This is a genomic window from Micromonospora sp. DT228 (assembly GCF_049841595.1).
GTDB lineage: Bacteria > Actinomycetota > Actinomycetes > Mycobacteriales > Micromonosporaceae > Micromonospora.
In genome coordinates this window covers 305,601-332,290 of record NZ_JBNCKO010000008.1, presented here as the reverse complement: position 1 = coordinate 332,290, position 26,690 = coordinate 305,601, and the positions used below count along the sequence as shown (strand labels likewise).

Sequence of the window (26,690 nt, the reverse complement as noted above, 5' to 3'; positions counted from 1 at the left end):
CGAGGTTCAGGCCGGATCGTCGGTCCGATCCTCACGGACGACCGCCACCGCACCGGCCGGCACCATCAGCTCACCGGAGCATCGCGCACCGGTCAACAGATCGGTGCCGCGCGCCGGGAGCCGGATCTCCGCCTCGGTGTGGTTGAGGACGAACAGCCAGGTGCGCTCGCCGTCGCGCCGGCGTACCACCTCCACACCGGGCGGCGCCGGCGCCGGCGGGCGCACGCCGGCCTCGTCGAGGAGCCGGGCGACCAGCCGGTCGGTGGCCGCGTCGTCCAACCTGGTGCCGACATACCAGGCGGCGCCGTCGCCGACGCGGTGCCGGGTCAGCGCCGGCACGCCCGGCAAGGGCCCGTCGGTGTACGACGCGAGCACCTCCGCGCCGTCCGGATGCAGCCACTCGGTCCACACGTCGGCGGTGCTGCCGTCGTCGAGGCGGACCTGCTCGCCCTCGCGCAGGGGGAAGAACTCCTCGGTCCGTACGCCGAGCAGCTCCCGGAACGCGCCGGGGTAGCCGCCGAGGCGGACGTGGTCGTTGGAGTCGACGATGCCGCTGAAGTAGGTGACCGCCGCCGTACCGCCGCCCTCGACGTGGCGGTGCAGTGCGGCGACGTCGGCGTCCCGGACCAGGTAGAGAGTCGGCACCAGGACAAGCCGGTAGCCGCTGAGGTCGGCCGACGGGTGGACGACGTCGGCGGTCACGCCGGCTCGCCAGAGGGCCCGGTAGAGGGCGTTCAGTCGGTCGTCGTAGGTGACGTCGGCGCTGGGGTGGGAATCCAGCTCGACTCCCCACCAGGCCTCCCAGTCGAACAGGATGGCCACGTCGGCGTCCACCCGGCTGCCGCGTACCTCGGCGAGGGCCTTGAGGTCGGCGCCGAGTTGGCAGACCTCGCGGAACACCTTGGTGTCCGGCCCGGCGTGCGGCACCAGCGCGGAGTGGAACTTCTCGGCGCCGGCCCGGGAGGCCCGCCACTGGAAGAACAGCACGCCGTCGGCGCCGCGGGCGACGTGCGCCAGACTGTTGCGGCGCAGTTGGCCGGGCAGCTTGGCCACGTTGCGCGGCTGCCACTGGACCGCACTTGTGGAGTGCTCCATCAGCAGCCACGGATCGCCGCCGGCGACGCCCCGGGTGTGGTCGGCGGCGAGCGCCAACCCGAGGTGCGCCTGCGGGTCGGCGGCGGTCAGGTAGTGGTCGTTGGACACCAGGTCCACGTCGTCGGCCCAGGACTGGTAGTCCATGTGCTTGACGCCCATGCCGATCATGAAGTTGGTGGTGATCGGCTGGCGGACCAGCGTCTTGAGCACCTCGCGTTCGGCGCGCAGTTGGGCGCGCAGCTCGTCGGAGGAGAAGCGCAGGAAGTCCAACTGCTGCGTGGGGTTGGCGAAGGCCGTCACCGTGCGCGGCGGATTGATCTCGGCCCAGTCGCCGTAGTGCTGACTCCAGAACGCGGTGCCCCAGGCGTCGTTGAGCCGGGACAGGTCACCGTAGCGTTCCCGCAGCCACCGGCGGAACGCCTCGGCGCTGACGTCGCAGTAGCAGTGCGAGTTGTGGCAGCCCAGCTCGTTGGAGACGTGCCACATCACCACGGCGGGGTGTTCGGCGTACCGGCCGGCGACCGCCCGCACCAGCTCCAGCGAACGCTCGCGGAAGATGGGCGAGCTGGGGCAGTACGCCTGTCGGCCGCCCGGCCAGAGGATCGTGCCGTCGGCCTGTCGGGGCAACGTCTCCGGGTGCGCCCTGGCCAGCCACGGCGGCGGGCTGGCGGTGGCGGTGGCCAGGTCGACCTGGATCCCGCCGTCGTGCAGGAGGTCCAACGCCCGGTCCAGCCAACCGAACTCGAAACGGCCCGGGGTGGGCTCCAGCAGGGCCCAGGAGAAGATGCCGACCGAGACCAGGTTGACCCCGGCCCGGCGCATCAACTCGACGTCCTCGGGCCAGGTCTCCTCAGGCCACTGCTCGGGGTTGTAGTCGCCGCCGAAGTAGATGCTGTCACCCTGCCATCGCCACATGAGAGCAGAGGTTGCACCTCGCGCGGTGTCGAAGTCAACAGTTTCCAACATCGATCCGTTTTCCAACGTTTACCGGGTTACCGGTGTATCACAACTGGGTTATCGAAGGTGAACTGCCCCCTTGACAGCGCCTGACTGAGGGGTAACTTGGGGCCCCACTGGCCGATCGTGTTGACCAATGTGGATTCTCGGTGGATCCCAGTGGGCGATCACGTCGGCGCACCTCCCACCCCACCTCTGACGGCCCTGGCGTAGCACCTCTTCATCCGCAGGAGGCACAGATGTCCCGTCCCCGATCCCAAGCCGAGTACCTGGCTCGGCTCGTACCGCCCTCTGTCGCCGGCATCAACCGACGATCCCTGTTGGCCGGCGCGGCCGGCACGGGCGCCCTGCTCGGCACCGGCCTCCTCGCCGGATGCGGCGACGACTCCGGCTCCGGCGGGTCCAGCAAGGACGTGTCGCTCGGCTCCAACCAGTCCGACCCGAAGCCGAAGGACGTCCTCGTCAAGGTCACCGACGGGTTCAAGACCGCGTCCGGCGTGCAGGTCGCGGTGAACACCGTCGACCACAACACGTTCCAGGAGAACATCAACAACTACCTACAGGGCAAGCCGGACGACGTCTTCACCTGGTTCGCCGGCTACCGGATGCGCTTCTTCGCCCAGAAGGGCCTGGCCAGCGACATCAGCGACGTGTGGGGCAAGATCTCCGGCTACTCCGACGCCTTCAAGAAGGCGTCCACCGGCGACGACGGCAAGCAGTACTTCGTGCCCGCGTCCTACTACCCCTGGGCGGTGTTCTACCGCAAGTCGGTCTGGCAACAGCACGGCTACCAGGTGCCCACCACCCTGGACCAGTTCACCGCGCTCGGCGAGCAGATGAAGAAGGACGGCCTCACCCCCATCGCCTTCGCCGACAAGGACGGCTGGCCCGCGATGGGCACCTTCGACATCCTCAACCTGCGGATCAACGGCTACCAGTTCCACGTGGACCTGATGGCCGGCAAGGAGGCCTGGACCTCCGACAAGGTCAAGAAGGTGTTCGACACCTGGGCCGGTCTGCTCCCCCTGCACCAGCCGGACAGCCTCGGCCGCACCTGGCAGGAGGCCGCGCAGTCGTTGCAGCAGAAGAAGAGCGGCATGTACCTGCTCGGCCTCTTCGTCGGCCAGCAGTTCAGCAACGAGGAGCAGAGCGACCTCGACTTCTTCACCTTCCCCGAGATCGACCCGTCGATCGGCGCGAAGGCCCTCGACGCGCCCATCGACGGCTACATGATGGCCCGCAAGCCCAAGAACGAGGACAACGCCCGCAAGCTGATGGAGTATTTCGGCGGCAAGACCGCCGGGGACATCACGGTCAAGAGCGACCCGACCACCCTGGTCGCCAACACCAGCGCGGACACCAGCGGCTACACGGCGTTGCAGAAGAAGGCCGCCGAGTTGGTCGGCTCGGCCACCGAGATCGCGCAGTTCCTGGACCGGGACACCCGACCGGACTTCGCGTCCACCGTGATGATCCCGGCGATCCAGCAGTTCATCAAGAACCCCAAGGACATCGGCGGGCTCACCTCGTCCATCGAGAACCAGAAAAAGTCGATCTTCACTGACTGACGGCGGAAGGGGGAAGGACATCGTGTCCGACCTGCCCCTGATCCAAGCGGATCGCGCCGTGCCGCCGCCGGCCTCGACCACCTCCACGGGTGGTCGTCGCCGGCGGCTACGGCTCCTGTCCCGCACCGACCGCGTGGTCATCACGCTGATGGTGCTCGTCCCGCTGCTGCTCGTCACCGGGCTCGTCTGGATGCCGGCCGCGGCCACCGTGCTGCTGTCCGGCACCAACTGGGACGGCATCGGCCCCCTCAACGAGATCGAGTTCGTCGGCGCGCGCAACTACAGCGACGTGGTGAACATCTACCCGCCGTTCGTGCCGGCCATCCAGCACAACCTGCTCTGGCTGGCCGCGCTGTTCGTCATCGCCACCCCGTTCGGCATGTTCCTGGCCGTCCTGCTCGACAAGGAGCTGCGCGGCAGCCGCTTCTACCAGACCGCGCTCTACCTGCCGGTGGTGCTCTCGCTGGCGCTCATCGGCTTCGTCTGGCAACTGCTCTACTCCCGCGACCAGGGCCTGATCAACGCCGTGTTCGGCAGCAGCATCGACTGGTACGGCGACTCGAGCGTCAACATCTGGGCGGTCCTGGTCGCCTCCGGGTGGCGGCACGTCGGGTACATCATGCTGCTCTACCTGGCCGGGCTGAAGGGCGTCGACCCCTCGCTGCGGGAGGCGGCGGCGGTCGACGGCGCCTCGGAGAGCCGGGCATTCTTCCGGGTCGTGTTCCCGGTCCTGCGGCCCATCAACATCATCGTGCTGGTGGTGACGGTGATCGAGTCGCTGCGCGCGTTCGACCTGGTCTGGGTGGTCAACAAGGGCCGCAACGGGCTGGAGCTGATCTCCGCGCTGGTCACCCAGAACGTGGTGGGTGAGGCGAGCCGGATCGGCTTCGGCTCGGCACTGGCCACGATCATGCTTGTCGTCTCGCTCGTCTTCATCACCATCTACCTGGCGACCGTGATGAGGGAGAACCGGGAATGAGCGTGGACACTCCGGTTCGTCGGCGCAAGCTGACCCCGTTACGGCTGCTGCTGCACGGCTTCCTCATCGTCGTCTCGCTGGCCTGGCTCTTTCCGATCGCCTGGGCGGTGCTGACCTCGCTGCGCTCGTACGACTACACCGCCGCCAACGGGTACGTGTCGTTCGGCGGCTGGACCCTCGACAACTACGTCACCGCCTGGCGGACCGCGGAGTTCGGCAAACACTTCCTCAACTCGGTGTACATCACCGTCCCGGCGGTGCTGCTCACGCTCTTCTTCGCCTCCTGCGTGGCGTTCGTCATCGCCAGGTTCAGCTGGAAGCTCAACGTCGTCCTGCTGGGGATCTTCACCGCCGCCAACCTGCTCCCCCAGCAGGCGTTGCTCATCCCGCTGTTCCGGCTGTTCACCGAGGTGCCGCTGCCGGAGTTCATGAGCGACTCGGAGCTGCTCTACGACAGCTACTGGGGGCTGATCCTGATCAACGTGGCCTTCCAGTGCGGGTTCTGCGTCTTCGTGCTCAGCAACTACATGAAGGCGCTGCCCCGCGACCTGTACGAGGCGGCGATGGTCGACGGAGCCAGCATCTGGCGGCAGTACTGGCAGGTCACGATGCCACTGTGCCGACCGGCCCTGGCGGCGCTGGCAACCCTGGAGGTGACCTGGATCTACAACGAGTTCTTCTGGGCCACCGTCCTGATGCGCACCGGTGACAAGTTCCCCGTCACCAGCTCGCTCAACAACCTGCGCGGCGAGTTCTTCACCGACAACAACCTGGTCTCGGCGGGCAGCGTGCTCGTCGCGATCCCCACCCTGGTGATCTTCTTCATGCTCCAGCGGCACTTCGTCCGGGGCCTGACCTTGGGAGCCTCCAAAGGATGACAATCCTGCACCTGCGCCGCGCGCGGACCAGCCTGGTGCTCGACGCGCGCGGCCCGGGGCTGCCCCGAATCGTGCACTGGGGCGGCGACGTCGGCGACCTCGACGACGACGCCCTGCGCCACCTCGCCGAGGCGACGGTGCCGCCGGTCGTGCCGAGCAGCTTCGACCAGCCGCCTCCGCTGTCCCTCCTGCCGGAAGCGAGCGCGGGGTGGGGCGGCCGGCCCGGACTGGCCGGGCACCGCGACGGGCGAGACTGGTCCACCGCGTTCCGCCTCGACGGGGTGGACGTGCGGGATCTCGGCACCGACCCGGGTCACCCGGTTGCGGGCGGCGAGGCGGTGGGCGTACTCCCGGCCGACGGTGGGCACGGCGGGCCCGGGGCGGCGCTGCTGACCGTGCGGGCGTCGGACCCGGCCGCCGGGCTGACCCTGACCAGCGAGATCATGCTCGACCCGCACGGCCTGCTGACCGTCCGGCACCGGCTGCGCAACGACGGCGACACGGGGTACGAGCTGCGGGAGCTGACGCCGGTGCTGCCGGTGCCCGCGGTCGCCACCGAGTTGCTCGACCTGACCGGCAGGTGGTGCCGGGAACGGTCCCCGCAGCGGCACCCGTGGCCGCACGGCGCCTGGGTCCGCGAGGGCCGGCACGGCCGGACCGGGCACGACGCCACGTTGCTGCTGGTGGCCGGCACCGCCGGGTTCGGGTTCGGCCACGGCGAGGTGTGGGCGGTGCACACCGCGTGGAGCGGCGACCACGTCACGGTCGCCGAGCGTCGGCCCACCGGCGAGTCGACCCTCGGCGGCGGTGAGCTGCTGGCCCCCGGCGAGATCCGGCTCGGCCCCGGCGAGTCGTACGACACTCCCCTGCTCTACGCGGTCTGGTCCGACGCCGGGCTGGACGGGCTCAGCGACGTGCTGCACACGCACCTGCGGGCGCGACCCGGGCACCCGCGCTCCCCCCGACCGGTGACCCTCAACGTCTGGGAGGCGGTCTACTTCGACCACGACCTGGACCGGCTGCGGGCCCTCGCCGACCGGGCCGCGCAGATCGGCGTGGAGCGGTTCGTGCTCGACGACGGTTGGTTCCGCGGCCGGCGCGACGACACCGCCGGCCTCGGTGACTGGTACGTCGACGAGTTCGTCTGGCCCGACGGCCTGCAACCGCTCATCGACCACGTGACCGGTCGGGGCCTGGAGTTCGGCCTGTGGGTCGAGCCGGAGATGGTCAACCCGGACTCCGACCTGTTCCGCGCGCACCCGGACTGGCTGCTCGCCGTGCCGGGCCGGCTGCCCCCGGCGTGGCGCAACCAGCAGGCGCTCGACCTGGGCCGCCCGGAAACCTACGACTACCTGCTGGAACGCCTCGACGCGCTGCTACGCGACCATCCCGGCATCAGCTACCTCAAGTGGGACCAGAACCGCGACCTCACCGAGGCCGGGCACCACGGCCGCCCCGGCGTGCACGGCCAGACCCTCGCGGTCTACCGGCTGCTCGACGAGGTGCGCCGCCGGCATCCCGGCGTGGAGATCGAAAGCTGCTCGTCCGGCGGCGCCCGGGTGGACCTGGCCATCCTGGCCCGCACCGACCGGGTCTGGGCCAGCGACTGCAACGACGCCCTGGAACGGCTCGGCATCCAGCGCTGGACCGGGTTGCTGCTGCCGCCGGAGCTGATGGGCACGCACATCGGCCCGCCGCGCTCGCACACCACCAACCGGGTCCACGACCTGGGCTTCCGGGCGGCCACCGCGCTGTTCGGCCACCACGGCATCGAGTGGGACATCGCCTCGATCAGCGCCGCCGAGCAGACCGAGTTGGCCGCCTGGGTGGCACTGCACAAGCGGCTACGCCCGCTGCTGCACGCCGGGCGGGTGGTCCGGGTCGACCACCCGGACCCGGCCGTCTGGGCCCACGGCGTGGTCGATCACGACAACACCCGGGCGGTGTACGCGATAGCGCGGCTGAGCACCTCGGTGACGCAGACTCCGGGCGCGGCCCGACTGCCCGGCCTCGACCCCGGGCGGCGTTACCGGGTGCGACAGGTGGCGGACGTGCCGGCCCCGGCGACAATCGAGCGGTCCACACCGGCCTGGCTGGCGAACGGTGTCACCCTCAGCGGGGCGGCGCTGGCCCGGGTGGGCGTGCAACTGCCGGCCCTGCACCCGGAGCAGAGCCTGGTGCTGGAGGTCGACGCCGTTGTCTGACAAGATTCTCCGAAATCTTCGGTCGGGGTGTCGAGAAGGGCTTCGCCTGTTTCTACCTCAGGGTGAGAGCACCGACGAGGGTGCGCAGGCGTGAGGGGCCAATCATGAAATACATGCTGCTGATGCAGTTCAGCGCCGCCGGGACCGACTTCCCGAGCATCGACACCTGGACCCCGCAGGAGGTCCGGGCGCACATCGCGTTCATGGGCGAGGTCAACGGCAAGCTCACCGCCGCCGGAGAGTGGGTCGACGCGCAGGGCCTCGGCGGCCCACAGCAGGCCCGGATCGTCCGCGCCGGCGAGGGCGGAGCGCCGGTGGTCACCGAGGGGCCGTTCGCGGAGACGAAGGAGTTCCTGGCCGGCTACTGGATCGTCGACTGTGACAGCCCGCAGCGCGCGGTGGAGCTGGCCGCGTACATCTCCACCGCACCCGGCCCCGGCGGCCGTCCGCTGAACATGCCGATCGAGGTGCACCCGGTGATGTCCGCCCCACCCCAGGAGCTGTGACGGCTGATCACCGACCCCCGCGTCGAGGACCTGCTGCGCGAGTTGGCGCCGCAGGTCCTCGGCGTGCTCGCCCGTCGTTTCGGTGACTTCGCCACCGCCGAGGACGCGGTGCAGGAGGCGCTGCTGTCCGCCGCCACCCAGTGGCCGACCGAGGGGTTGCCGGCGAACCCACGCGGCTGGCTGATCCAGGTCGGTTACCGCCGGATGATCGAGCTGGTCCGCGGTGAGCAGGCCCGGCGTCGCCGAGAGGACCTGGTCGCCCGCGGCGACCCCGACGACCGGCAGCACGCACCCGCCGCGGACGAGGAGTTGACCGCCGAGCGGGACGACACACTGGTCCTGCTGATGCTCTGCTGCCATCCGGCGCTCGCCCCGACGTCGGCCGTGGCGCTGACCCTGCGCGCCGTCGGCGGGCTGAGCACCGCCGAGATCGCCCGCGCGTTCCTGGTGCCCGAGGCGACGATGGCGCAACGGATCAGCCGGGCCAAGCAGCGCATCCGCGCGTCCGGGCTGCCGTTTCGGATGCCGGCGGAGGCGGAGCGGGCCGACCGGCTGGCCAGCGTGCGGCAGGTGCTCTACCTGGTCTTCACCGAGGGCCACACCAGCACCGCCGGCCCGGACCTGCGCCGGATCGACCTCGCGGCGGAGGCGATCCGGCTGACCCGCGCACTGCACACCCTGCTGCCCGACGACAGCGAATCGACAGGGCTGCTGGCGTTGATGCTGCTGACCGAGGCGCGCGGCCCGGCGCGGACCGGGCCCTCCGGCGAGCTGATCTCACTTGCCGACCAGGACCGCAGCCGCTGGGACGCGGCGGCGATCGCCGAGGGCATCGCACTCGTCACCCGCGCGCTGCCGCGTGGGCCCGTCGGCCCGTACCAGGTGCAGGCCGCCATCGCCGCCCTGCACGACGAGGCGCCGAGCACCTCGCAGACCGACTGGCCGCAGATCCTGGCGCTCTACGAGGTGCTGGAACGGCTCGTCGGCAGCCCGGTGGTGGCGCTCAACCGCGCCGTGGCGACCGCCATGGTGCACGGACCGGCGGCCGGCCTCGCCGCCCTCGACGCGCTGCTCGACGACCCCCAACTGGCCGGGCACCACCGGCTGCCCGCCGCCCGCGCCCACCTGCACGAGATGGCCGGCGACCGGGAGCAGGCGATCATCGACTACCGGGCCGCCGCCGCGCGCACGAGCAGCCTGCCCGAACAGCGGTACCTGACGATGCGAGCAGCGCGACTCGCCGCCGAGCCCGTCGACCTCCGTGACGACACGGTCTAATTGGCAATCTTGGACACTTTCCGTAAGCGCGGCGGGCTCAACCGGTGGTTGCCCGCGTAACGGAAAGTGTCCAAGATCTGGCCGGCCAGCCCGCACCGGGCCGGCCGTCTTGCCGGTTGGTCGGCTGGTCGGGGACACCGCCGGCACTAACCTCAGCAGCGACGCGTTCATCGAGCATCGAACACCAGGGAGCCGTATGGCGTACGTGCTGCTGGGGATCGCCATCCTCGCCGAGGTTCTGGCGACCAGCCTGATCAAGAGCACCGCCGGGTTCAGCCGCCTCTGGCCGACGCTTGGTTGCCTCACCGGCTACGCGCTGGCGTTCCTCCTGCTGGCCCAGGCCGTGAAGGAGATACCGGTCGGCGTCGCGTACGCCCTCTGGTCGGGTCTGGGCACCGCGGCGATCGTGGCGATCGGCGCGGTGTTCCTGGGCGAGTCGGTCGGGCTGGTCAAGCTCGCCGGGATCGCTCTGATCATCGCGGGAGTGGTCATCGTGAACCTGACCGGAGAGCACTGACCGCAGCCCGGCGCGATGGCCGGACGCGGCGCGGACCCGGCGCGATGGCCGGACCGCAGCCCGGCGTGGTGGCCGAGCGCGGCGCGGACCCGGCGTGGTGGCCGGGCGCGGCGCGGACCCGGCGTGGTGGCCGGGCGCGGCGCGGGCCCGGCGTGGTGGACTGACCGCAGCCAGGCGTGGTGGCCGGGCGCGGTGCGGGCCCGGCCACCTGGCGTCGGTCAGCCTGCCGTGCAGCTCACCTCCGGGGTGGGGTTGCTGCCGGTCCAGCCGCCGAGGAAGCCGAAGCTGACGCTGGCACCGGCCGCCAGCCGGCCGTTGTAGTCCACGTTGCGCGCGGTCACCGTGGATCCGCTGCTGGTCACCGTCGCGTTCCAGGACTGGGTGACGCTCTGGCCGTTGGCGAGGGTCCACCGGGCGGTCCAGCCGGCGATCGCCGTCGCGCCGGCCGTCACGCGGATCTCGCCCTGGAAGCCGCCCTGCCACTGGTTCGTCACCGTGTACGACGCCGTGCAACCGCCCGTGGGCGGCGGCGTGGTCGGCGGCGGCGTCGTGGGCGGGGGCGTGGTCGGCGGCGGCGTGGTCGGCGGGGGCGTGGTGGGCTGGGGCGTGGTGGGCTGCGTACCACCGAAGACGCTGGCCTCCCGCGCGGTCTGCCGGATGCCGTTGGCGCCGTTGAAGAGCCGCTGACCCCAGGTGGTCAGGCTGGCCGGGTTGAAGTTGGTGGCGAGGTCGAGGTATTCCACCCCACCGCCGTTGCCGCTCCACGACCAGCCCAACCAGCCGATCCCGTTGGCCTGGCTGTACGCGAGGATGGTGTCCTCGTCCGGGTCCCCGTCGGAGTGGTTGAAACCGAACTCACCGACCACGATCGGCAGCCCGGCGGCGCGGAAACGACCCAGATAGTCGCTGATCTCGGCGGCGGTGTCGAAGACCCCGTACATGTGGACGGAGAAGACGGTGTTGCGGGCCGGGTCGGCGGCGAATACCGACGCGGCGTTGTCCCGCATGGTGAAGGACCAGTCCTGACCCCAGTTCGGCGCGTCCACCATGATCGTGTGGGTCAGCCCGCCGTTGCGCAGGCGTGCGATCGCGTTGGCGTTGTCGGTGGCCCACGAGCCGAAGTTCTGGTTGCCGTACGGCTCGTTGCCGATGTTGACGATGACGTATCTCTCCTGGCCGACGAGGACGTCGGCGAGGCTGAGCCAGTAGTCGACGGCCCGGTCGAGGGTGATGGCCCCGCTCTGCTCGCCGTACCCGGTGGTGTCGTGCACCTCGAGTACGCAGATCAGGCGGTTGGCCTTGCACGTCGAGATGACGTTGGCGACGTCGGCGTTCGTGTTGCGGGTCCACCGGTCTCCGCTGGAGAGCACCACCCGCACGGTGTTCGCGCCGAGCGCCTTGACGTCGGCGAAGGAGTTGGTCTGCTGCGGATACCAGGTGTGCGCGTGGTTGACGCCCCGCAGAACGAATTCGGCGCCGTTGGCGTCGTACAGCTTGCCGCCCGCAACGGAGAAACCAGCCGCGGCCCGCGCCGGCTGACCGAACGCCAGCACGGCGACGAGCAACGCGAGCAGAGCCGCGCCGGCGGCGGTGAGTCGAGTCTTCATGGCCTTCCTCAGGGAGGACCCCCGATGCCCGACAGGGGTGAGACGTGACAGGGGGAGGCGGCTGCAGCCCGGCAGCCGCGCCCGACTCCCGGCGCGCACGCATCAGCGTAGGGCGATGGATTGGCCCTCGCAACCGGTTCAGTTGGCAGACGCACACCCCGGACAGCCGTAACGGCCCACGCGAACGCGGGCCGTCACGGGGCGATCATCCCCACCACAGGATGTGCGCCACCTCCGGGTCTTAACCGGTTAAGACCGACGGTAGGCAGGTCACCGGCCATCCGTCAAGCACCGCCATCTGAGAACCGGACGAGAGGGTTGACAGCGCCCGACCGGGGTATCCGGGGAACGATCAGTCGGTGAGAGGGGATACCAGGATGGTCAGCGTCGGTTACACCCTGATGGGCGAACAGGCAGGTCCCAAGCAGTTGGTCGACCACGCGGTGCGAGCCGAGGCGGCCGGATTCGACCAACTGGTGATGTCCGACCACTACTACCCCTGGCTGGACTCCCAGGGCCACTCGCCGTACGCCTGGTCGGTGCTCGGCGCGGTCGCCCACGCCACCTCCCGCGCCGAGTTGATGTCGTTCGTTACCTGCCCGATCCGCCGCTACCACCCGGCCGTGGTCGCGCAGAAGGCCAGCACGATCGGTGCGCTCTCGGACGGCCGGTTCACCCTCGGTCTGGGCGCCGGGGAGAACCTGAACGAGCACGTGGTCGGTGGCTGGCCACACGTGCAGCAGCGGCACGAGATGTTCGAGGAGGCGTTGCAGATCATCCGGCCGCTGCTCAACGGGGAGACGCTCACCTTCTCCGGCAACCACTTCGACGTGCCCGACGCCTACGTCTGGGACCGCCCGGAACGGCCGGTGCCGATGGCCGTCGCCGCGTCCGGCCGGCAGTCCGCGACGTTGGCCGCCGAGTACGGCAACGGCATCATCTCCACCGAACCCGACCGGCACATCATCGAGATGTACGACGACGCCGGCGGCGCCGGCCAGCCCCGGTACGGGCAGGTGGCCATCTGCTACGGCCCCGACGAGGCGGAGTGCCGCAAGATCGTGCACGACCAGTTCCGCTGGTTCGGCATGGGTTGGAAGGTGAACGCCGACCTTCCCGGCCCGGAGTCCTTCGCCGCCGCCACCCAGTTCGTCCGGGAGGAGGACGTCGCCGAGGGCGTCCCCTGTGGCCCGGACGTCGACGCGCACGTCGAGGCGTTCCGGCAGTTCGTCGACGCCGGCTTCACCCACGTGGCGATCATCCAGGTCGGCGGGGAGACCCAGCCGATGTTCCTGGACTGGGCGCAGGAGCAGCTACTACCCCGGTTGCGGGCGTTGTGAGGCCGCTGCCCGGCGGCCACTTCGGTCCGACCGAGCTGCGGCTCGCCATGGCCGCGCCCCGGCCGGCCGCCGGGTTGACGAGCGAGTGGCGGCTCGTCGACGGGCTGCGCACCCGGCTCGTGCCGGACGCGAGCCTGGTGGTCGTCCCCGGCGTCGCGCACAACGTGGTCACGACCGCTCCGGCGCAGGTCGCGGACGCGTGCCGCCGCCTGCTCGCCCCGCAACCCGCACTCTCGGACAGGTGACCCCATGCGCTTGGGCAAGACGGAGATCCGCCCGCTCGGCGGTGGCCTCGGCTGCCTCCTGATGATCCTCTTCTCGATCCTCGCCTCGGTGGTGCTCACCGTCCTGCTCAACCTGGTGTTGTGAGGGGCATCGTCATCCCGCTCGGCGTCGACCGCGACCGCGATCCGCCCGCTCCGGTCAGCGGCGTAGGCCCAGGACGCTGAGCACCTCACGGGAGGCCAGCCGGGCCGGGTCGAGCACCGACCGGCGGGTCCACCGGGCCGCGGGCGTGACGGTGGTCCGCCAGGCCGCCCGGACGCCGTGCGCCACCGGCACGACAGTCACCGACCAGACCCACCGGGCTCCCCGCAGCAGCGGGCGCACGGCGTGCCGCCACACCCAGCGCAGCCCATGCCCGAGCGGGCGCAGCAGCAGGCGGTAGAGCAGCCGCAGCACCCATCCGGCCGCCCACCACGCGCCGACCACCACGGCGACGAGCAGCCGGCCGAACCCCACGACGACCCACCAGATCCCTCGGGCCGACCCGACGATCGCGGCGCGCACCGCCCCGGCGAGCGCGCCGACGCCACGCCACAGCAGCCGCCCCGCGGGGGTGACCGCCGCGCCCAGCCAGCGCAGCGGCCGCAGGACCAGGTGCGCGGCGAGCCACCCCAGCGCGCGTCCCAGCGCGACGAGAGGTGGACGCAGCCCGTGGCGGGCCAACCAGACAAGCGGTGCCCAGAGCAGCCGCCGAGCCGCCCGCCCCACCGCCGATCCCATCGCGGCCAGCACGCCGCCGAACCAGACCAGCGGCGTCCAGAGCACCGTGCGGACAACCCAGGCGATGCCGTACGCCAGCCAGACCAGCGGGCGTCGGATCAGCGCGCGGCCCACCCACCCGAGGCCCCGCCCCAGCCAGACCAGCGGCACCCAGAGCAGGTTGCGGGCGCACCAGACCAGCGGAAGCCAGAGGAGTCGGTGCAGCGCCCAGGACAGCGGGGACAGCACCCAGCGACGCAGGAACCGGCCGGCGGGGCTGAGCAGGCTCCGGTACGCCAGCCGGCCGGCAGCCGCGATCAGCTCCCAGAGCAGGCGTACCGGCAGCACCACGACCAACGCCACACCGCGCGCGACGGCCGCGACGAGCGGGAGCGCGACGGCGGCCGGCTCTGCCGGGTCCGCGGTCGACGGTGCCGGACGCGCCGCCGACGGTGGGCCGGGTGGCCCGCTCGGCGGGCCGGACAGCGGCGAGCGGGCAGGCAGACGGTCGGTCACGGTGGGCACGGTAACCGGCCCGCGCCAGGCCTCAGCCGCCGGTCGCGGCCGGGCCGAGGTCGAGTGTGGTGAGCAGTGGATAGTGATCCGAGGCCCGGTCGGCCGCCCCGCCCCGCAGCACCCGGCACTCCCGCGTCCGCCGCGCCACGTCGCGCGTGCCGAGCAGGTAGTCGAGCCGCATCCCGGCGAACTCCGCCCCGCCGAAGCGGGTGGGCACGGTGTGGCCGTCGGCCTCCGACGCCCCGACGTTGCACGACGGCCAGAGATCGACCAGGTCGGCGGCGAGCAGCCGGGCGATCGCCCGGGTGTCCACGTCGCCACCGAAACGGCGCAGATGCCGCCGCCGGTAGAGAGCGGGCATTCCGGCCAGCCGCTCGGTGTGGTCGACGCTCGGGTCCAGCGAGTTGAGGTCGCCGGTGACGACCGTCAACGGCCCCCGGGCCCGCCGCACCGCCCGGGCCAGCCAGTCGGCCTCCATCCGCCGCCGCCCACCGGAGTACGGGTAGAGGTGGGCGCCGAGCACGGTGAGCGGGCCGGCGGTGGTCGCCACCACGACGCGGGCGGCGGCGTGGTGGAACGGCCGGCGCAGCGTCCCCGCCTCGACGACCTGGTACGGCGGCCGGACCAGCACCGCCACCGGCTGCCCGACGCAGGAGCGGGCCAGGTGCGGCGTCATGCCCACCCGACCCGCCACGGTGGCCATCAGCCCGTCGCGGTCGAAGCCGCGCAGCTCCTGGAGGGCCAGCACGTCCGGCGTCTGCTCGTCGATGACCCGGACCACCCGATCCAGCCGGTCGGCGCCGCCGCGATCCCGACCGCCGGTGCGGATGTTCCAGGTCATCAACCGCAGCACGTGGCGCTCAGTCGGCTCGGCCGGCGCGGGCCAGCTCGTCGTCGAGGGTGTCCACGTCCTCCGACTCGATGGCCGGCTGGTTGCCGTCCTTCAGGTCGGCGTTCGGGCGGATGACGAGGTAGAGCAGCCCGATCCAGAGCGCGGAGAGCAGGATCGCGCCCATGAAGTCGGTCGGGTGGTGCATACCCCGGTACATCCGGGAGGTGGCGACCCCGACCGGCATGATCACGGCCAGCGCCACGAAGATCCAACGCCACCACCTGTCGGTACGCGGGAACACGATGACCGTGATGGCCAGCCAGACGCAGATGGTGGCCGCGATGTGCCCCGACGGGAACGACGAGGTGGGCATCTGCCCGTCGAGGTTCTCCACCGCCGGGCGCGGTCGGTCGACGGCGCGGGCCGAGGCGAGGAACAGGGTCAGCTCACCCACCATCGCCAACGCCAGGAAGAGTACCGGACGCCAACGCCGCCAGACCGCCAACACCAGTGGGCAGAACACCAGCGAGATGATCAGGATGGCGTGGGTGTCACCGAACTTGCTCCACCACCAGCTCACGTCGGTCAACACGTCGGTGTGCCGGGCGGCGAACCACCGCGGCACCTCGGTGTCGAGCATGTCGAAGACGGTGCCCTTGGCGTGATAGCTGACGTACGTGCCGAAGGCGTAGAGCGCCCCGAACACGAGCACCCACCCGACCAGCAGCTCGGCCACCGCCGAGCGGGGGTGCGCCAGCACGTGCTCCTCGGCCGGGGCGGCGGCGATGTCGTGCCCGGCCTCCGGCTCCAGGCCCTCGCTCAGCGACGGCACCGGCCGCCCGCGCTCACGACGCCACAGCCGGAAGGCGTACGCGGTGACGCCCAACCAGGCCGCGCCGAGCAGCCAGCCGGCCAGCACGTCGGAGATGTAGTGCACGCCCAACGCGATCCGGGTCAGGCCGATCACCGCCACCAGCAGGCTGAAGCCGACGATCGCCGGCTTGCGCCAACGCGGTGCCATGGCCGGCAGGAACACCAGCAGCAGAGCCCCGTACGCGACGATCGAGCCCAGCGCGTGCCCGCTCGGGAAGCTGTTGCCCGGTGCGCTGGCGATCGGCACGTCCACCACCGGGCGGAGCCGACCGACGAGCGTCTTCAGCGACGGGTCGAGGATCAGGCCACCGATGCCGGTGACGATCAGGTAGACGGCCAGCCGTGGCTGTTTGCGGATCAGTAGCCCGACCACGGCGACGCTCACCAGCCAGATGTAGATCGGCCGGCCGCCCAGGTCGGTCACCGCCTCCAGGACGGTGACGAGGGCGTGGTGCGGGGCGACGAGCCCGTTGAACCACTCGGCGGCGGCGTGGTCGGCGTCCTGCAACGGGCTCCACCGCACCCGAACGAGCAGCAACAGCAGCCCGAAGGCCACCCCGGCGCCGGTGACGGCCGCCAGACCCGCGATGCTCCGCTCGGCGAAGTGGCCGATCGGACGTCGCGCCATCTCTTTGACCGCGGTCACTCCGCACCTCCCTTGTCTCTGGCGAGGCGCTTTACCCGATCCGCGTCCGTCGTACACGCCGACGCCCCTACAGCGCCGTCATGTCCCCGGTGTCGACCAGCTCGGCACGGTCGGTGTCGGGCTCCCACAGGTCGGGTTGGGCGGGCTCCCGGGCACCGATGCGCAGCGCCTCCAACTGGGCGGCGAAGGCCAGCCCGCCGAAGAGCGCCATCCCGGTCAGGTTGGCCCAGAGCAGCAGCGCCATCATGCCCGTCAACGCGCCGTAGGTCTGCCCGAAGCCGTCGCTGAACCGCACGTACGCGGCGAGCAGCAGGCTGGCCATCCACCAGAGGACCGTGGCGATGCCGGCGCCGAAGAACAGCCAGGACAGGCCGGGCTGGTTGCGTCGTGGCGCGTGCCGGAACAGCACGGCGACGGCGAGGACGGTCAGGCCGAGGCTCAGGGGGAAGCGGACCACGTCCCAGATGACGTTGGCGAGCGCACCCCACTCGTAGTGCTTGCGTACCGAGTCGCCCATCGCGCCGCCACCGACCAGGATCAGGAAACCGGCGAGCGCGGGCAGACCGGCGGTGACGGCCAGCACCGCGGCGCGGAGGTACTTCCGCAGCGCGGGCCGGTCCCGTTCGACGCCGTAGATGCGGTTGGCGCCGCGTTCGATCTGGGCCATGGTGGTGGTCAGCGCGAACAGGCCGGTGAGCAGGCCGAGGGTGAGCGCCAGTTCGCCCGCGTCCTCGACGCGCTCGCCCTCGCCCAACAGCTCGGCGACCATCTGGGCGCTCTGGCCCGGGGTGAGCGCCAGGACGGTGTCGGCCACCACCTGACCGCCCTCCTCGACGCCCAGCTCGCTGATCAGGCCGGTGAGGGCGATCAGGAACGGCACCACGGCGAGGCAGAGTTGCAGTGCGAAGGCCCGGGAGTGACTGAACCCGTCGCCGTAGCGGAACCTGATGAAGGCGTCCCGCAGCAGGTGCCAGCCGCCCTGCCGGCGCAGCGTGTGCCAGGCGTCGTCGGCGGACAGCTCCTCGTCGGCCATCAGCCGGGTCTCCGGCACGATCCGGGTGCTACTCACGGCGCGCGTCCTCGATCAGCTGCTCGCCCCGCTCTCCGGCGCCCTGCGCGTCGACGGCCAGGTCGGGGGCGTCCTCGGGTTGGGGGACGCAGAGCCACAGCGCCTGGGTGCGGATGTCCGCCCGTAGCTGTCGGCCCGGGGCGATGAGGTCGCCGTCCAGTTCCCTGGGCTGGGCCCGGTTGCTGCTGACCACCACGCGTCGGCCCCGGAAGACCTCCATCCGCGGCACCTGGCCACTGCGGCGGACCACCGCCCAGCCGAGCGCCAGCCAGTGCCGCAGGTTGCGGGGGGTGAGCACGGCGACGTCGAGCCAGCCGTCGTCCGGCTCGGCCTCGGTGAGCAGGGTCACCCCGCCCTGGAGCCGGCCGACGTTGGCGATCAGGACCGAGCGGGCCCGGCGGCGGACCGGCGGGCGGTCGTCGATGCGGATCTTCACCCGCATCGGCCGGTCCCGCAGGTGGCGGGCGGCGCCCATGACGTACGCCGGCCAGCCGATGCGGGCCTTGGTGGTCTCGGAGGTGGCGTCGAGCATCTGGGCGTCGAAGCCCATGCCGGCCATCACGGTGAAGTAGCGGTCTTCCACGGCGCCGACGTCCAGCAGCCGCCGACCCCGTTCGATGGCGACCTGTAGCCCGGCGGCCAGGTCGGTGGAGAGGCCCAGGTTGGCGGCGAGCAGGTTGCCGGTGCCCTGCGGCAGCACCGCGAGGGCCACGTCGGTGCCGACAAGCGCGCTGACGCAGGACATCACGGTGCCGTCGCCACCGCAGGCGAAGACCAGGTCGACGCCGGACTTGACGGCCTGCTCGGCCTGACCGCGGCCCGGGTCGTCGACAGTCGTTTCGTACCACTGCGGCTCGGGCCAGCCCGCCGCGTTGAGCGCGTCGTTCACGGTACGGCGCAGCTCGTCGAGATCGTCGACCTTCACCGGGTTGACGACCACGGCGGAGCGCAGCCCACCGTCGCCGCCCGAGGGCCGCCTGTCCTGTCCAGCATCCACGGGCGCCAGTGTGCAGCACCGGGGCACCTTCAGCGACCCAGCGGGGCGCTCGCGTCGAAAGTGCCACAGACACGTTTCAACGCGAGCGCCCCCGTCAGGCCGCCGCCCGTAGCGCGCTCTCCACCCGTCGGCGCAGATCGTCGAGGTCGATGCCGGCCTCGGTGAGCACCAGCGCGCCCAGGCCGTGCCCCTCCCGGAGCACCCCGAGCAGGATGTGCTCGGTGCCGATGTGTTTGTGACGCAGGCGCAGCGCCTCGCGCAGGGACAGCTCCAGCGCCTTCTTGGACCGGGTCGAGAACGGCCCACCGAGGTAGCGTTTGCGCCCCCACCGGCGACGCGGCGCCGGCACCGCCTCGCGCAGCGCGTCCGGGCCGAAGGACTGCTCGATGCGGGCCACGATCGCGGCCAGGTCGATGCCGATCTCCCGCAGGGCCGCCGCGTCCGCGTCGCCGAGGCCCACGCCACCGCTGGCGGTGTGTCGGCGGACGCGCTCGCGCAGGTCGTCGGCGCGGACGCCGGCGTCGGCGAGCACCCGGCTGGCCAGGCCGGCGTCGTCGTCGAGCAGGGCGAGCAGCAGGTGCTCGGTGCCGACCGGCCGCTGACCCTCGACCCGTGCCTCCTCCAGCGCCCGGCGCACCACGCCGCGCGCCCGGTCGGTGAACCGTTCGAACATCACGCCTCCCAGGATGAGTTGACCGCCGGTCGACCGGCGTGCTTCTTGTGCACCGCCTGCCGGCTGACCTCGAGCGCGTCGGCGATGTCCTGCCAGGACCAGCCCTGTCGACGGGCGTTGTCCACCTGGACGACCTCGAGCCGCTCGAGCAGCCGGCGCAGTGCGCGGACGGCGCGCAGCCCGACCCGGGGGTCGGTGCTGCCGGCTGCCGCCGCGAGTTCTGTCGCCTGACTCATGCCGTCAACATACGTTGACAACAGCACTGTTGTCAACATCGGTTGACGAGCGGGTGGTGCCCGAACCGGCCCGCCGCCGCGAGCACCCGACTACCCTCGGTCAGGGACAGCGTGGTCGTGCCGGGCGCGACGCCCGGGAGGTGATATCGATGGCCGCAGCCACCGACGCGGCGGTGCTCGTCGGCCTCGGCTCGGATCTCGACCTTCCGGTCGTCGAACAGGCCGCGCAGGAAGCCGCCGGGCACGGCCGCGCCCTGCACCTGCTGCACACCTTCGACTGGCACGCGGCGTTCGCCGCCGACAGCGTCGCCGCGCCCCGCGACCGGGCCGAGGAGCTGCTCACCCGGGCCGCCCAACTCGCCCACCAGGCCGAACCCGGCCTGACCGTGGGCAGCGAGATCGTCGAGAGCGCCACGCTGGCCACCCTCATCCGACGCTCGGAGACGGCCTTCCTGCTGGCGGTCGGCGACAGCGGGATGGCCGGCAGCGGCCAGTGCGTCCCGGCCGAGACGCTCGCCGTGCAGTTGGCCGCGCGGGCCGGTTGCCCGCTGCTGGTGGTCCGCCGCGAGCCACCACCGCAGGGCCCGGTGCTGGTCGGGGTGGACGGCTCGCCCAGCTCGCACCTCGCGCTGCAGTGGGCGGTGGACTGCGCGGCACGGCGGGACGCCCGACTGCTCGCGCTGCGCGTGGTCGAGCAGGACGAGGACACCGACGCGGTCGCCGAGCAGCTCAGCGAGGCGCTGGCCCGGCATGCCGGCCGCAACGGTTCGGTGCCCACCGAGTGCCGCGTCGTGCGCGGCGATCCCGGTGAGGTGCTTGTCGACACGTCCCGCACGTCGCAGTTGGCGCTCGTCGCCGCCCGGGGCGACGAACCGGGGCGAGCGATGCTGGGCGCGGTCGCCCAGTCCCTGCTCTACCACTCCCCCGCACCGGTGGTCGTCGTCCGTGGCCTGACCGAGGCGCCGCTGACCGGCCCGGACGCCCGGCGCCAACGGCCCTGAACCCCGGGGCGTGCGCGGCGACGCAGCCGAACGCCCCACTCCTACCCGCGAGAGGCAGCCTGATGGACACCGCTCTCGACGTGCGACACGCCCTCACCGACGACGAGCTGCGCCGGCTGGACGCCTACTGGCGCGCCGCGAACTACCTCACCGTCGGGCAGATCTACCTGCTGGGCAACCCGCTGCTGCGGGAGCCGCTGACCACCGACGACATCAAGCCCCGGCTGCTCGGGCACTGGGGCACCAGCCCCGGGCTCAACCTTATCTACGCCCATCTCAACCGGGTGATCGTGGCGCGTGACCTCGACGCCATGCTGGTCACCGGCCCCGGGCACGGCGGCCCGGCCATCGTGGCCAACACCTGGCTGGAGGGCACCTGGTCCGAGCGCTACCACGACGTGGCGCGCGACGAGGTCGGGATGGCCAAGCTGTTCCGCCAGTTCTCCTTCCCGGGCGGCATCCCCAGCCACGTGGCGGCGGACGTGCCGGGTTCGATCCACGAGGGCGGCGAGTTGGGGTACGCGCTGAGCCACGCCTACGGCGCCGCGTTCGACCACCCGGATCTCGTGGTGGCCTGCGTGGTCGGCGACGGCGAGGCGGAGACCGGCCCGCTGGCCGGCAGTTGGCTCTCCAACGTGTTCCTCAACCCGGCGCGCGACGGCGCGGTGCTGCCCATCCTGCACCTCAACGGCTACAAGATCGCCAACCCGACGGTGCTGGCCCGGATCCCCGAGGCCGACCTGCTCGACCTGATGCGCGGGTCGGGCTACCAGCCGTACGTGGTGGCCGGCGACGACCCGGCAGTGGTGCACCGTACGCTCGCCGCGACGATGGACCGGGCGCTCGACGAGATCGCCGAGATCCAGCGGCGGGCCCGTTCCGGCGGCGTCGTCGAACGTCCCCGCTGGCCGATGATCATCCTGCGGACACCGAAGGGTTGGACCGGCCCGAACGAGGTGGACGGCGTCCAGGTGGAGGGCACGTACCGCGCCCACCAGGTGCCGCTCTCGGGGGTCCGCGACAACCCGGCCCACCTGGCCGAGTTGGAGCGCTGGCTACGCAGCTACCGGCCCGAGGAGCTGTTCGACGCCACCGGCGCGCCGGTGGACGAGCTGCGGACGCTGCCGCCGCGCGGGGACCGGCGGATGAGCGCCAACCCGGTCACCAACGGTGGCGTGGTGCTGCGCGACCTGGCCCTGCCCGACTTCCGCGACTACGGCGTGGACGTCGGAGAACCGGGCCAGCCGATGGCCGGCGCGACGGGGGTGCTCGGCCCGTGGATCCGCGACGTCATCAGCGCCAACCCGGAGACGTTCCGACTGTTCGGCCCGGACGAGGTCGCCTCCAACCGGTTGGGCGCGGCGTTCGAGGTGACCGGTCGGGTGTGGGTCGCCGCCACCGTTCCCGGCGACGACCACCTCTCCCCCGACGGCCGGGTCATGGAGGTGCTCTCCGAGCACCTGTGCCAGGGCTGGTTGGAGGGCTACCTCCTGACCGGCCGGCACGGCGTCTTCACCAGCTACGAGGCGTTCATCCACATCGTCGACTCGATGCTCAACCAGCACGCCAAGTGGCTGAAGGTGACCCGGGCCATCCCCTGGCGGCAGCCGATCGCCTCGTTGAACTACCTGCTGTCCAGCCACGTCTGGCGGCAGGACCACAACGGTTTCTCCCACCAGGACCCCGGCTTCATCGACCACGTGGTCAACAAGAAGGCCGAGGTGGTCCGGGTCTACCTGCCGCCGGACGCCAACACCCTGCTCGCCACGATGGACCACTGCCTGCGCAGCCGGCACTACATAAACGTGGTGGTGGCCGGCAAGCAGCCGGCGCCGAACTGGCTGACGATGACCGAGGCGATCCAGCACACCCGACGCGGCCTGGGAATCTGGGAGTGGGCCAGCAACGACGGGGGCATCGAACCGGACGTGGTGCTGGCCTGCTGCGGGGACGTGCCCACCCTGGAGACGTTGGCCGCCGTCGAGCTGCTCCGCCAGCACCTCCCGGACCTGCGGGTGCGACTCGTGAACGTGGTCGACCTGATGCGCCTGCAGACGGACACCGAGCACCCGCACGGGCTGACCGACAACGAGTTCGACACCATCTTCACCCAGGACCGGCCGATCATCTTCGCGTACCACGGTTATCCCTGGTTGATCCACCGGCTGACCTACCGCCGCAACAACCACGAGAACCTGCACGTCCGCGGCTACAAGGAGGAGGGCACCACCACCACCCCGTTCGACATGGTGATGCTCAACGACCTGGACCGCTTCCACCTGGTCATCGACGTCATCGACCGGGTACCCGGGCTGGCCGCCCGCGCCGCGCACCTGCGGCAGCGGATGGTCGACGCCCGGCAGGCGGCCCGCGACTACACCCGCCGCTACGGCGAGGACGACCCCGAGGTCGCCGAGTGGCGCTGGGTCCGCGCAACCGACCCGACGAACCCCTGAAGGAGGACGACGTGCGCGACGCGGAGATCCTGGTCGGCTACGACGGCTCCACCGACGCCTCGATGGCGCTGGAGTGGGCGCTGGAGGAGGCTCGGCACAGCGGCCAACAGGTGCGGCTGGCGTACGTCTTCGAATGGCTGACCGTGGCCGGCTGGGTCGGTCCGGGCGTGGCGCCCGGGGTCTGGCCGGACGAGACCGCCCGCCACCAGGTCGAGGACCTGGTCGGCAAGGCCGCGGCGGAGGCCGCCGCCGCCCACCCCGGGCTGACGATCACCGGCGAGGTGTACGACGGACCACCCGCCCTGGTGTTGCAGGAACGCTCGGCCGAGGCCGGCATGCTGGTGCTCGGCAGCCGGGGCCACGGCGGGTTCGGTGGCCTGCTGGCCGGGTCCACGGCCGTGTCGGTGGCCGCCCACGCACACTGCCCGGTGGTCGTGGTCCGCGACGGGACGGCCGGTGGACCGGACGACCCGGTGGCGGTCGGGGTGGACGGTTCGGCGCCGTCGCTCGTGGCGCTCGGCTTCGCGGCCGAACGGGCGGCGCGACGGCAGGTGCCGTTGCGCGTGCTGCACGCCTGGACCCCGGGCCCCGGCGGGGCGGCCGGGGTGCCCGACGAGCGGGCCGCGGTGGAGCAGGCGTTGGAGCCGTGGCGGCGTACCTATCCCCAGCTGAACGTGACGGTCGACCTGGTCTCGGGCAGCCCGGCGGCGATGCTGATCGAGGCGAGCCGGTCCGCGCAGTCGGTGGTGGTCGGCAGCCGGGGTCGGGGCGGGCTGGCCGGGATGCTGCTCGGCTCGGTCAGCCAGCAGGTGATCCAGCACGCCGGCTGCCCGGTCGCGGTGGTCCGGGAACGCTGACCGCGCGGAGTCAGCCGAGCAGCCGATCCAGTGGTCGTGGAATGGCGTCGGGGTCGAGGGCGCGGACGAGCGCGCGGGCGTAGCGCGCCTTACGGCCGCTCATCGTGCCCATGAAGCGGCGCAGTTGCCGCTCGATCGTCCGCCCGCGCTGCGCGGGCTGGTTCTGGAAGACCCGGAAGCGGGCCAGATCCCGCTCGGCGTCGATGACCCGCTCGACACCGGCACTACCGAGCGCGCGGATCAACTCGTCCTCCAGGTCGGTCACGCACACCTGGAAGCCGAGCGCCTCCATGGCCGAGCGGGTCAGGTCGCCGCCGAAGCCGGCCTGCTCCAACCCCCGCCGGAAGAAACCCTCCTCGGCCTCGTCGCAGAGCCCTCGTACGGTCACCGCCAACCCCTGCCCGCCGAACAGCCGCAGGTAGCGGGCGACACTCATCGCGCCGCCGATCGGCAGGACGAGCACCCCCTCGCCGGCCAGGTCGCGGCCCCGCCGCTCGGCCAGCGTCTCCACCGCGCACCGATCGCTGAAGCCCTCGACGAGCACGACAATGCTCAGATCGCCGGCCACCGCACGGGCCACCGTTGCGGCTGCCGCGGCGTCCGCACCGCCGGCCGCCCAGACCTGCACGGCACCTCGGAAACGGTCCGGCTCTCGCACACGCCAGAGTCTCGCAACCTCCGCTGGGGACCGCCACCGGATTGGGCGCGGGACCGGCTCGTCACCGGTCCCTGCGCCGGACGTCAACCCTCGGACCCCCGTCCCGCACCCGGGAAAGCGGACCCCGGGCATGGTCGACGAAGCCGCCGACCGCGAATCTGCTTCAATCTGCGTCAGCACGGGCATCGAGGCGCGCGACGCATGCGCTGACCGTGCGTGCCGACCGGGTGACAGCACGCGCCCGATCGGTGGGCCTGACCGCCACCCGAGGCTGGCTCGACGTCGGCACGAACCGGACGGAGAAGGGGATGCCCCGCACACCGCTGTCCCTGCCGCAGCCATCCGCGCGGGCGCCCGAGTTCGGCCGGGACGCGCTCATCGTCTGCGAGAACCTGGTGCGGATCTACCAGACCGGTTCGATCGAGGTGCAGGCGCTACAGGGGCTGGACCTGGCCGTGGAGAGCGGTGAGCTGGTCGCCATCGTCGGCGCCTCCGGGTCGGGCAAGTCGACACTGCTCTCCATCCTGGCCGGCATCGACGCCCCCACCGCCGGACGGGTCCGGGTCGACAGGTGGAACCTGCTGACGATGTCCCGCGCGGATCGGGTGGACTACCGGCGGCGCACCGTCGGGTTCGTACGGCAGCAGACGGCGAGCAACCTGATCCCCTACCTGACCGCCCGGGAGATGGTGGACCTGCCGATGACGGCGGCCCGTACCCCGAAGGAGGAGCGCCGGGAGCGCACGGCCGAGCTGCTGGACAGCCTCGGTGTCGCCGACTGCGCCGATCGCCGCCCCGGGCAACTCTCCGGAGGGCAACAGATGCGTGTCGCGATCGCGGTGGCGCTTGCCAACCAGCCGCGGGTCCTGTTCGCCGACGAGCCGACCGGCGAGCTGGACGCCGCCACGTCCGCGGAGGTCTTCGGCGTGCTGCGGGACGTCAACCGGCGCTACGGCGTCACGGTTGTCGTGGTGACCCACGATCCGGAGGTCAGCGGCCAGGTCGAACGGACCGTGGCGATCCGGGACGGGCGTACCAGCAGCGAGGTGCTGCGCCGCGCCACCACCGACGCGGAGGGTGACACGCACGTGACCGCCGAGGAGTACGCCGTGATGGACCGGGCCGGGCGGGTCCAGGTGCCCCGCGAGTTCCGCGAGGCGCTGGCGCTGACCCGACGGGTCCGGCTGGCCCTGGAACCCGACCACATCACGATCCACCCCGACTCGGGGAGCGACGAATGAGCGGCGAGCCGCTGCTGCGCGTGCGCGGCGTGGACCGGCGCTTCCGCACCGGGCCGACCGTCGTACACGCCCTGCGCGGCGTGTCGTTCGACGTGGCCGCCGGTTCGATGGTGGCGCTCGTCGGCCGGTCCGGCTCGGGCAAGACCACCCTGCTCAACGTCATCGGCGGCCTGGACCGCCCGGACGCCGGCACCGTGCACGTCGACGGCACCGACGTCACCGCGCTCGACGAGGACGGCCTGTCCCGGCTGCGGCGCGAGAAGGTGTCGTACGTCTTCCAGAGTTTCGGGTTGATCCCGGTGCTGTCGGCCGCGGAAAACGTCGCGGCCCCGCTGCGGATGGCCCGCGTCGCCCCCGCCGAGCGCGAGCGGCGGGTCGAGTTGCTGCTGGACCTGATCGGCCTGGCCGACCACGCCCGGCAGCGCCCGGCCGAGCTGTCCGGCGGCCAGCAGCAGCGGGTGGCGATCGCCCGCGCGCTGGCCGCCTCGCCCCAGCTTCTGCTCGCCGACGAGCCCACCGGGCAACTGGACGCCGAGACCGGCCTCTCGGTGATGGCCCTGCTGCGCGGGATAGTGGAATCCGAAGGCGTCACCGTGTTGGTGTCGACGCACGACGCGGTGATGATGGCCCTGGCCGACCGGGTGATCCGCATCCACGACGGGCACCTCGACGACCAGGCCGCCGGGCGGCCGTACGCGCCCGCGCCGGACGCCGGGTGACAC

24 protein-coding genes are annotated in these 26,690 nt (G+C 71.8%); 14 read left to right on the top strand and 10 right to left on the bottom strand.

All coding sequences use genetic code 11. From position 1 onward, the window contains the following. Positions 1-6: 6 nt before the first annotated feature. On the bottom strand, positions 7-2,010 hold the full coding sequence (locus ACLQ29_RS18990) for a beta-galactosidase (RefSeq protein WP_425772828.1): 2,004 nt from the start codon (positions 2,008-2,010) through the stop codon (positions 7-9). Between the two features lie 281 nt (positions 2,011-2,291). Between ACLQ29_RS18990 and ACLQ29_RS18985 the strand changes: the two genes are divergently transcribed. The 7 genes from ACLQ29_RS18985 to ACLQ29_RS18955 all read left to right on the top strand — a co-directional run bounded on the left by ACLQ29_RS18985 (position 2,292) and on the right by ACLQ29_RS18955 (position 9,982). Continuing rightward, entirely contained in the window at positions 2,292-3,620 is a 1,329-nt protein-coding gene (locus tag ACLQ29_RS18985) for an ABC transporter substrate-binding protein (protein WP_425772827.1), read from the top strand. 22 nt (positions 3,621-3,642) lie between these two features. Continuing rightward, a complete protein-coding gene (locus ACLQ29_RS18980; RefSeq protein ID WP_425772826.1) occupies positions 3,643-4,599 on the top strand; it encodes a carbohydrate ABC transporter permease in 957 nt (318 codons plus the stop codon). After that, on the top strand, positions 4,596-5,477 hold the full coding sequence (locus tag ACLQ29_RS18975; protein ID WP_425772825.1) for a carbohydrate ABC transporter permease: 882 nt from the start codon (positions 4,596-4,598) through the stop codon (positions 5,475-5,477). The genes ACLQ29_RS18980 and ACLQ29_RS18975 overlap by 4 nt, the downstream gene beginning before the upstream one ends. Next, the gene (locus tag ACLQ29_RS18970) at positions 5,474-7,681 is read left to right on the top strand and encodes an alpha-galactosidase (protein WP_425772824.1); all 2,208 of its coding nucleotides are present in this window, start codon (positions 5,474-5,476) and stop codon (positions 7,679-7,681) included. Before ACLQ29_RS18975 ends, ACLQ29_RS18970 begins: the two co-directional genes overlap by 4 nt. Before the next feature lie 104 nt (positions 7,682-7,785). Next, positions 7,786-8,187: a YciI family protein gene (locus ACLQ29_RS18965; protein ID WP_393374430.1), complete on the top strand. Its 402-nt coding sequence runs from the start codon at positions 7,786-7,788 to the stop codon at positions 8,185-8,187. Between the two features lie 6 nt (positions 8,188-8,193). Continuing rightward, positions 8,194-9,465 carry an RNA polymerase sigma factor gene (locus ACLQ29_RS18960; RefSeq protein ID WP_425772870.1) on the top strand — a complete coding sequence of 424 codons (1,272 nt, stop codon included), beginning with the start codon at positions 8,194-8,196 and terminating at the stop codon, positions 9,463-9,465. A gap of 196 nt (positions 9,466-9,661) precedes the next feature. Then, on the top strand, positions 9,662-9,982 hold the full coding sequence (locus ACLQ29_RS18955) for a DMT family transporter (protein ID WP_234581628.1): 321 nt from the start codon (positions 9,662-9,664) through the stop codon (positions 9,980-9,982). A gap of 218 nt (positions 9,983-10,200) precedes the next feature. Here the strand turns inward: ACLQ29_RS18955 and ACLQ29_RS18950 are convergent, their stop codons facing one another. Beyond that, complete coding sequence (locus tag ACLQ29_RS18950) at positions 10,201-11,589, bottom strand: cellulase family glycosylhydrolase (RefSeq protein ID WP_425772823.1); 1,389 nt, start codon at positions 11,587-11,589, stop codon at positions 10,201-10,203. 377 nt (positions 11,590-11,966) lie between these two features. Here ACLQ29_RS18950 and ACLQ29_RS18945 point away from each other — a divergent pair, with 377 nt between their 5' ends. Both ACLQ29_RS18945 and ACLQ29_RS18940 read left to right on the top strand, forming a co-directional pair. Next, the gene (locus tag ACLQ29_RS18945; protein ID WP_425772822.1) at positions 11,967-12,929 is read left to right on the top strand and encodes a TIGR03557 family F420-dependent LLM class oxidoreductase; all 963 of its coding nucleotides are present in this window, start codon (positions 11,967-11,969) and stop codon (positions 12,927-12,929) included. Next, on the top strand, positions 12,926-13,174 hold the full coding sequence (locus ACLQ29_RS18940; RefSeq protein ID WP_425772821.1) for a hypothetical protein: 249 nt from the start codon (positions 12,926-12,928) through the stop codon (positions 13,172-13,174). The genes ACLQ29_RS18945 and ACLQ29_RS18940 overlap by 4 nt, the downstream gene beginning before the upstream one ends. A gap of 178 nt (positions 13,175-13,352) precedes the next feature. On the opposite strand, the gene ACLQ29_RS18935 is transcribed toward ACLQ29_RS18940, so the two are convergent. From ACLQ29_RS18935 to ACLQ29_RS18905, 7 genes are all read right to left on the bottom strand, one after another. Continuing rightward, positions 13,353-14,429 (bottom strand): hypothetical protein, encoded by a 1,077-nt coding sequence (locus tag ACLQ29_RS18935; protein WP_425772820.1) that lies wholly within the window; start codon positions 14,427-14,429, stop codon positions 13,353-13,355. A gap of 31 nt (positions 14,430-14,460) precedes the next feature. Continuing rightward, complete coding sequence (locus tag ACLQ29_RS18930) at positions 14,461-15,282, bottom strand: endonuclease/exonuclease/phosphatase family protein (protein ID WP_425772819.1); 822 nt, start codon at positions 15,280-15,282, stop codon at positions 14,461-14,463. A 7-nt stretch (positions 15,283-15,289) separates the two neighbouring features. Next, entirely contained in the window at positions 15,290-16,780 is a 1,491-nt protein-coding gene (locus ACLQ29_RS18925; RefSeq protein WP_425772818.1) for a phosphatase PAP2 family protein, read from the bottom strand. 67 nt (positions 16,781-16,847) lie between these two features. Then, positions 16,848-17,849 carry a YihY/virulence factor BrkB family protein gene (locus ACLQ29_RS18920; RefSeq protein WP_425772817.1) on the bottom strand — a complete coding sequence of 334 codons (1,002 nt, stop codon included), beginning with the start codon at positions 17,847-17,849 and terminating at the stop codon, positions 16,848-16,850. Next, complete coding sequence (locus ACLQ29_RS18915) at positions 17,842-18,846, bottom strand: diacylglycerol/lipid kinase family protein (RefSeq protein ID WP_425772816.1); 1,005 nt, start codon at positions 18,844-18,846, stop codon at positions 17,842-17,844. Before ACLQ29_RS18915 ends, ACLQ29_RS18920 begins: the two co-directional genes overlap by 8 nt. Before the next feature lie 94 nt (positions 18,847-18,940). Then, complete coding sequence (locus tag ACLQ29_RS18910) at positions 18,941-19,519, bottom strand: Clp protease N-terminal domain-containing protein (RefSeq protein WP_425772869.1); 579 nt, start codon at positions 19,517-19,519, stop codon at positions 18,941-18,943. Beyond that, positions 19,519-19,755, bottom strand: coding sequence for a helix-turn-helix domain-containing protein (locus ACLQ29_RS18905; RefSeq protein ID WP_272616519.1), 237 nt, complete (start codon positions 19,753-19,755; stop codon positions 19,519-19,521). The genes ACLQ29_RS18910 and ACLQ29_RS18905 overlap by 1 nt, the downstream gene beginning before the upstream one ends. A gap of 149 nt (positions 19,756-19,904) precedes the next feature. Here ACLQ29_RS18905 and ACLQ29_RS18900 point away from each other — a divergent pair, with 149 nt between their 5' ends. From ACLQ29_RS18900 to ACLQ29_RS18890, 3 genes are all read left to right on the top strand, one after another. Next, positions 19,905-20,756: a universal stress protein gene (locus ACLQ29_RS18900; RefSeq protein ID WP_425772815.1), complete on the top strand. Its 852-nt coding sequence runs from the start codon at positions 19,905-19,907 to the stop codon at positions 20,754-20,756. A gap of 62 nt (positions 20,757-20,818) precedes the next feature. After that, positions 20,819-23,212, top strand: a complete 2,394-nt coding sequence (locus ACLQ29_RS18895; RefSeq protein WP_425772814.1) for a phosphoketolase family protein — start codon at positions 20,819-20,821, stop codon at positions 23,210-23,212. 11 nt (positions 23,213-23,223) lie between these two features. Beyond that, positions 23,224-24,069: a universal stress protein gene (locus ACLQ29_RS18890; protein ID WP_425772813.1), complete on the top strand. Its 846-nt coding sequence runs from the start codon at positions 23,224-23,226 to the stop codon at positions 24,067-24,069. 10 nt (positions 24,070-24,079) lie between these two features. Here ACLQ29_RS18890 and ACLQ29_RS18885 read toward each other — a convergent pair whose 3' ends face one another. Further along, the gene (locus tag ACLQ29_RS18885) at positions 24,080-24,727 is read right to left on the bottom strand and encodes a TOPRIM nucleotidyl transferase/hydrolase domain-containing protein (RefSeq protein WP_425772812.1); all 648 of its coding nucleotides are present in this window, start codon (positions 24,725-24,727) and stop codon (positions 24,080-24,082) included. 308 nt (positions 24,728-25,035) lie between these two features. Here ACLQ29_RS18885 and ACLQ29_RS18880 point away from each other — a divergent pair, with 308 nt between their 5' ends. After that, entirely contained in the window at positions 25,036-25,968 is a 933-nt protein-coding gene (locus ACLQ29_RS18880) for an ABC transporter ATP-binding protein (protein ID WP_425772811.1), read from the top strand. Further along, a complete protein-coding gene (locus ACLQ29_RS18875) occupies positions 25,965-26,687 on the top strand; it encodes an ABC transporter ATP-binding protein (RefSeq protein ID WP_425772810.1) in 723 nt (240 codons plus the stop codon). The genes ACLQ29_RS18880 and ACLQ29_RS18875 overlap by 4 nt, the downstream gene beginning before the upstream one ends. Positions 26,688-26,690: the final 3 nt, after the last annotated feature.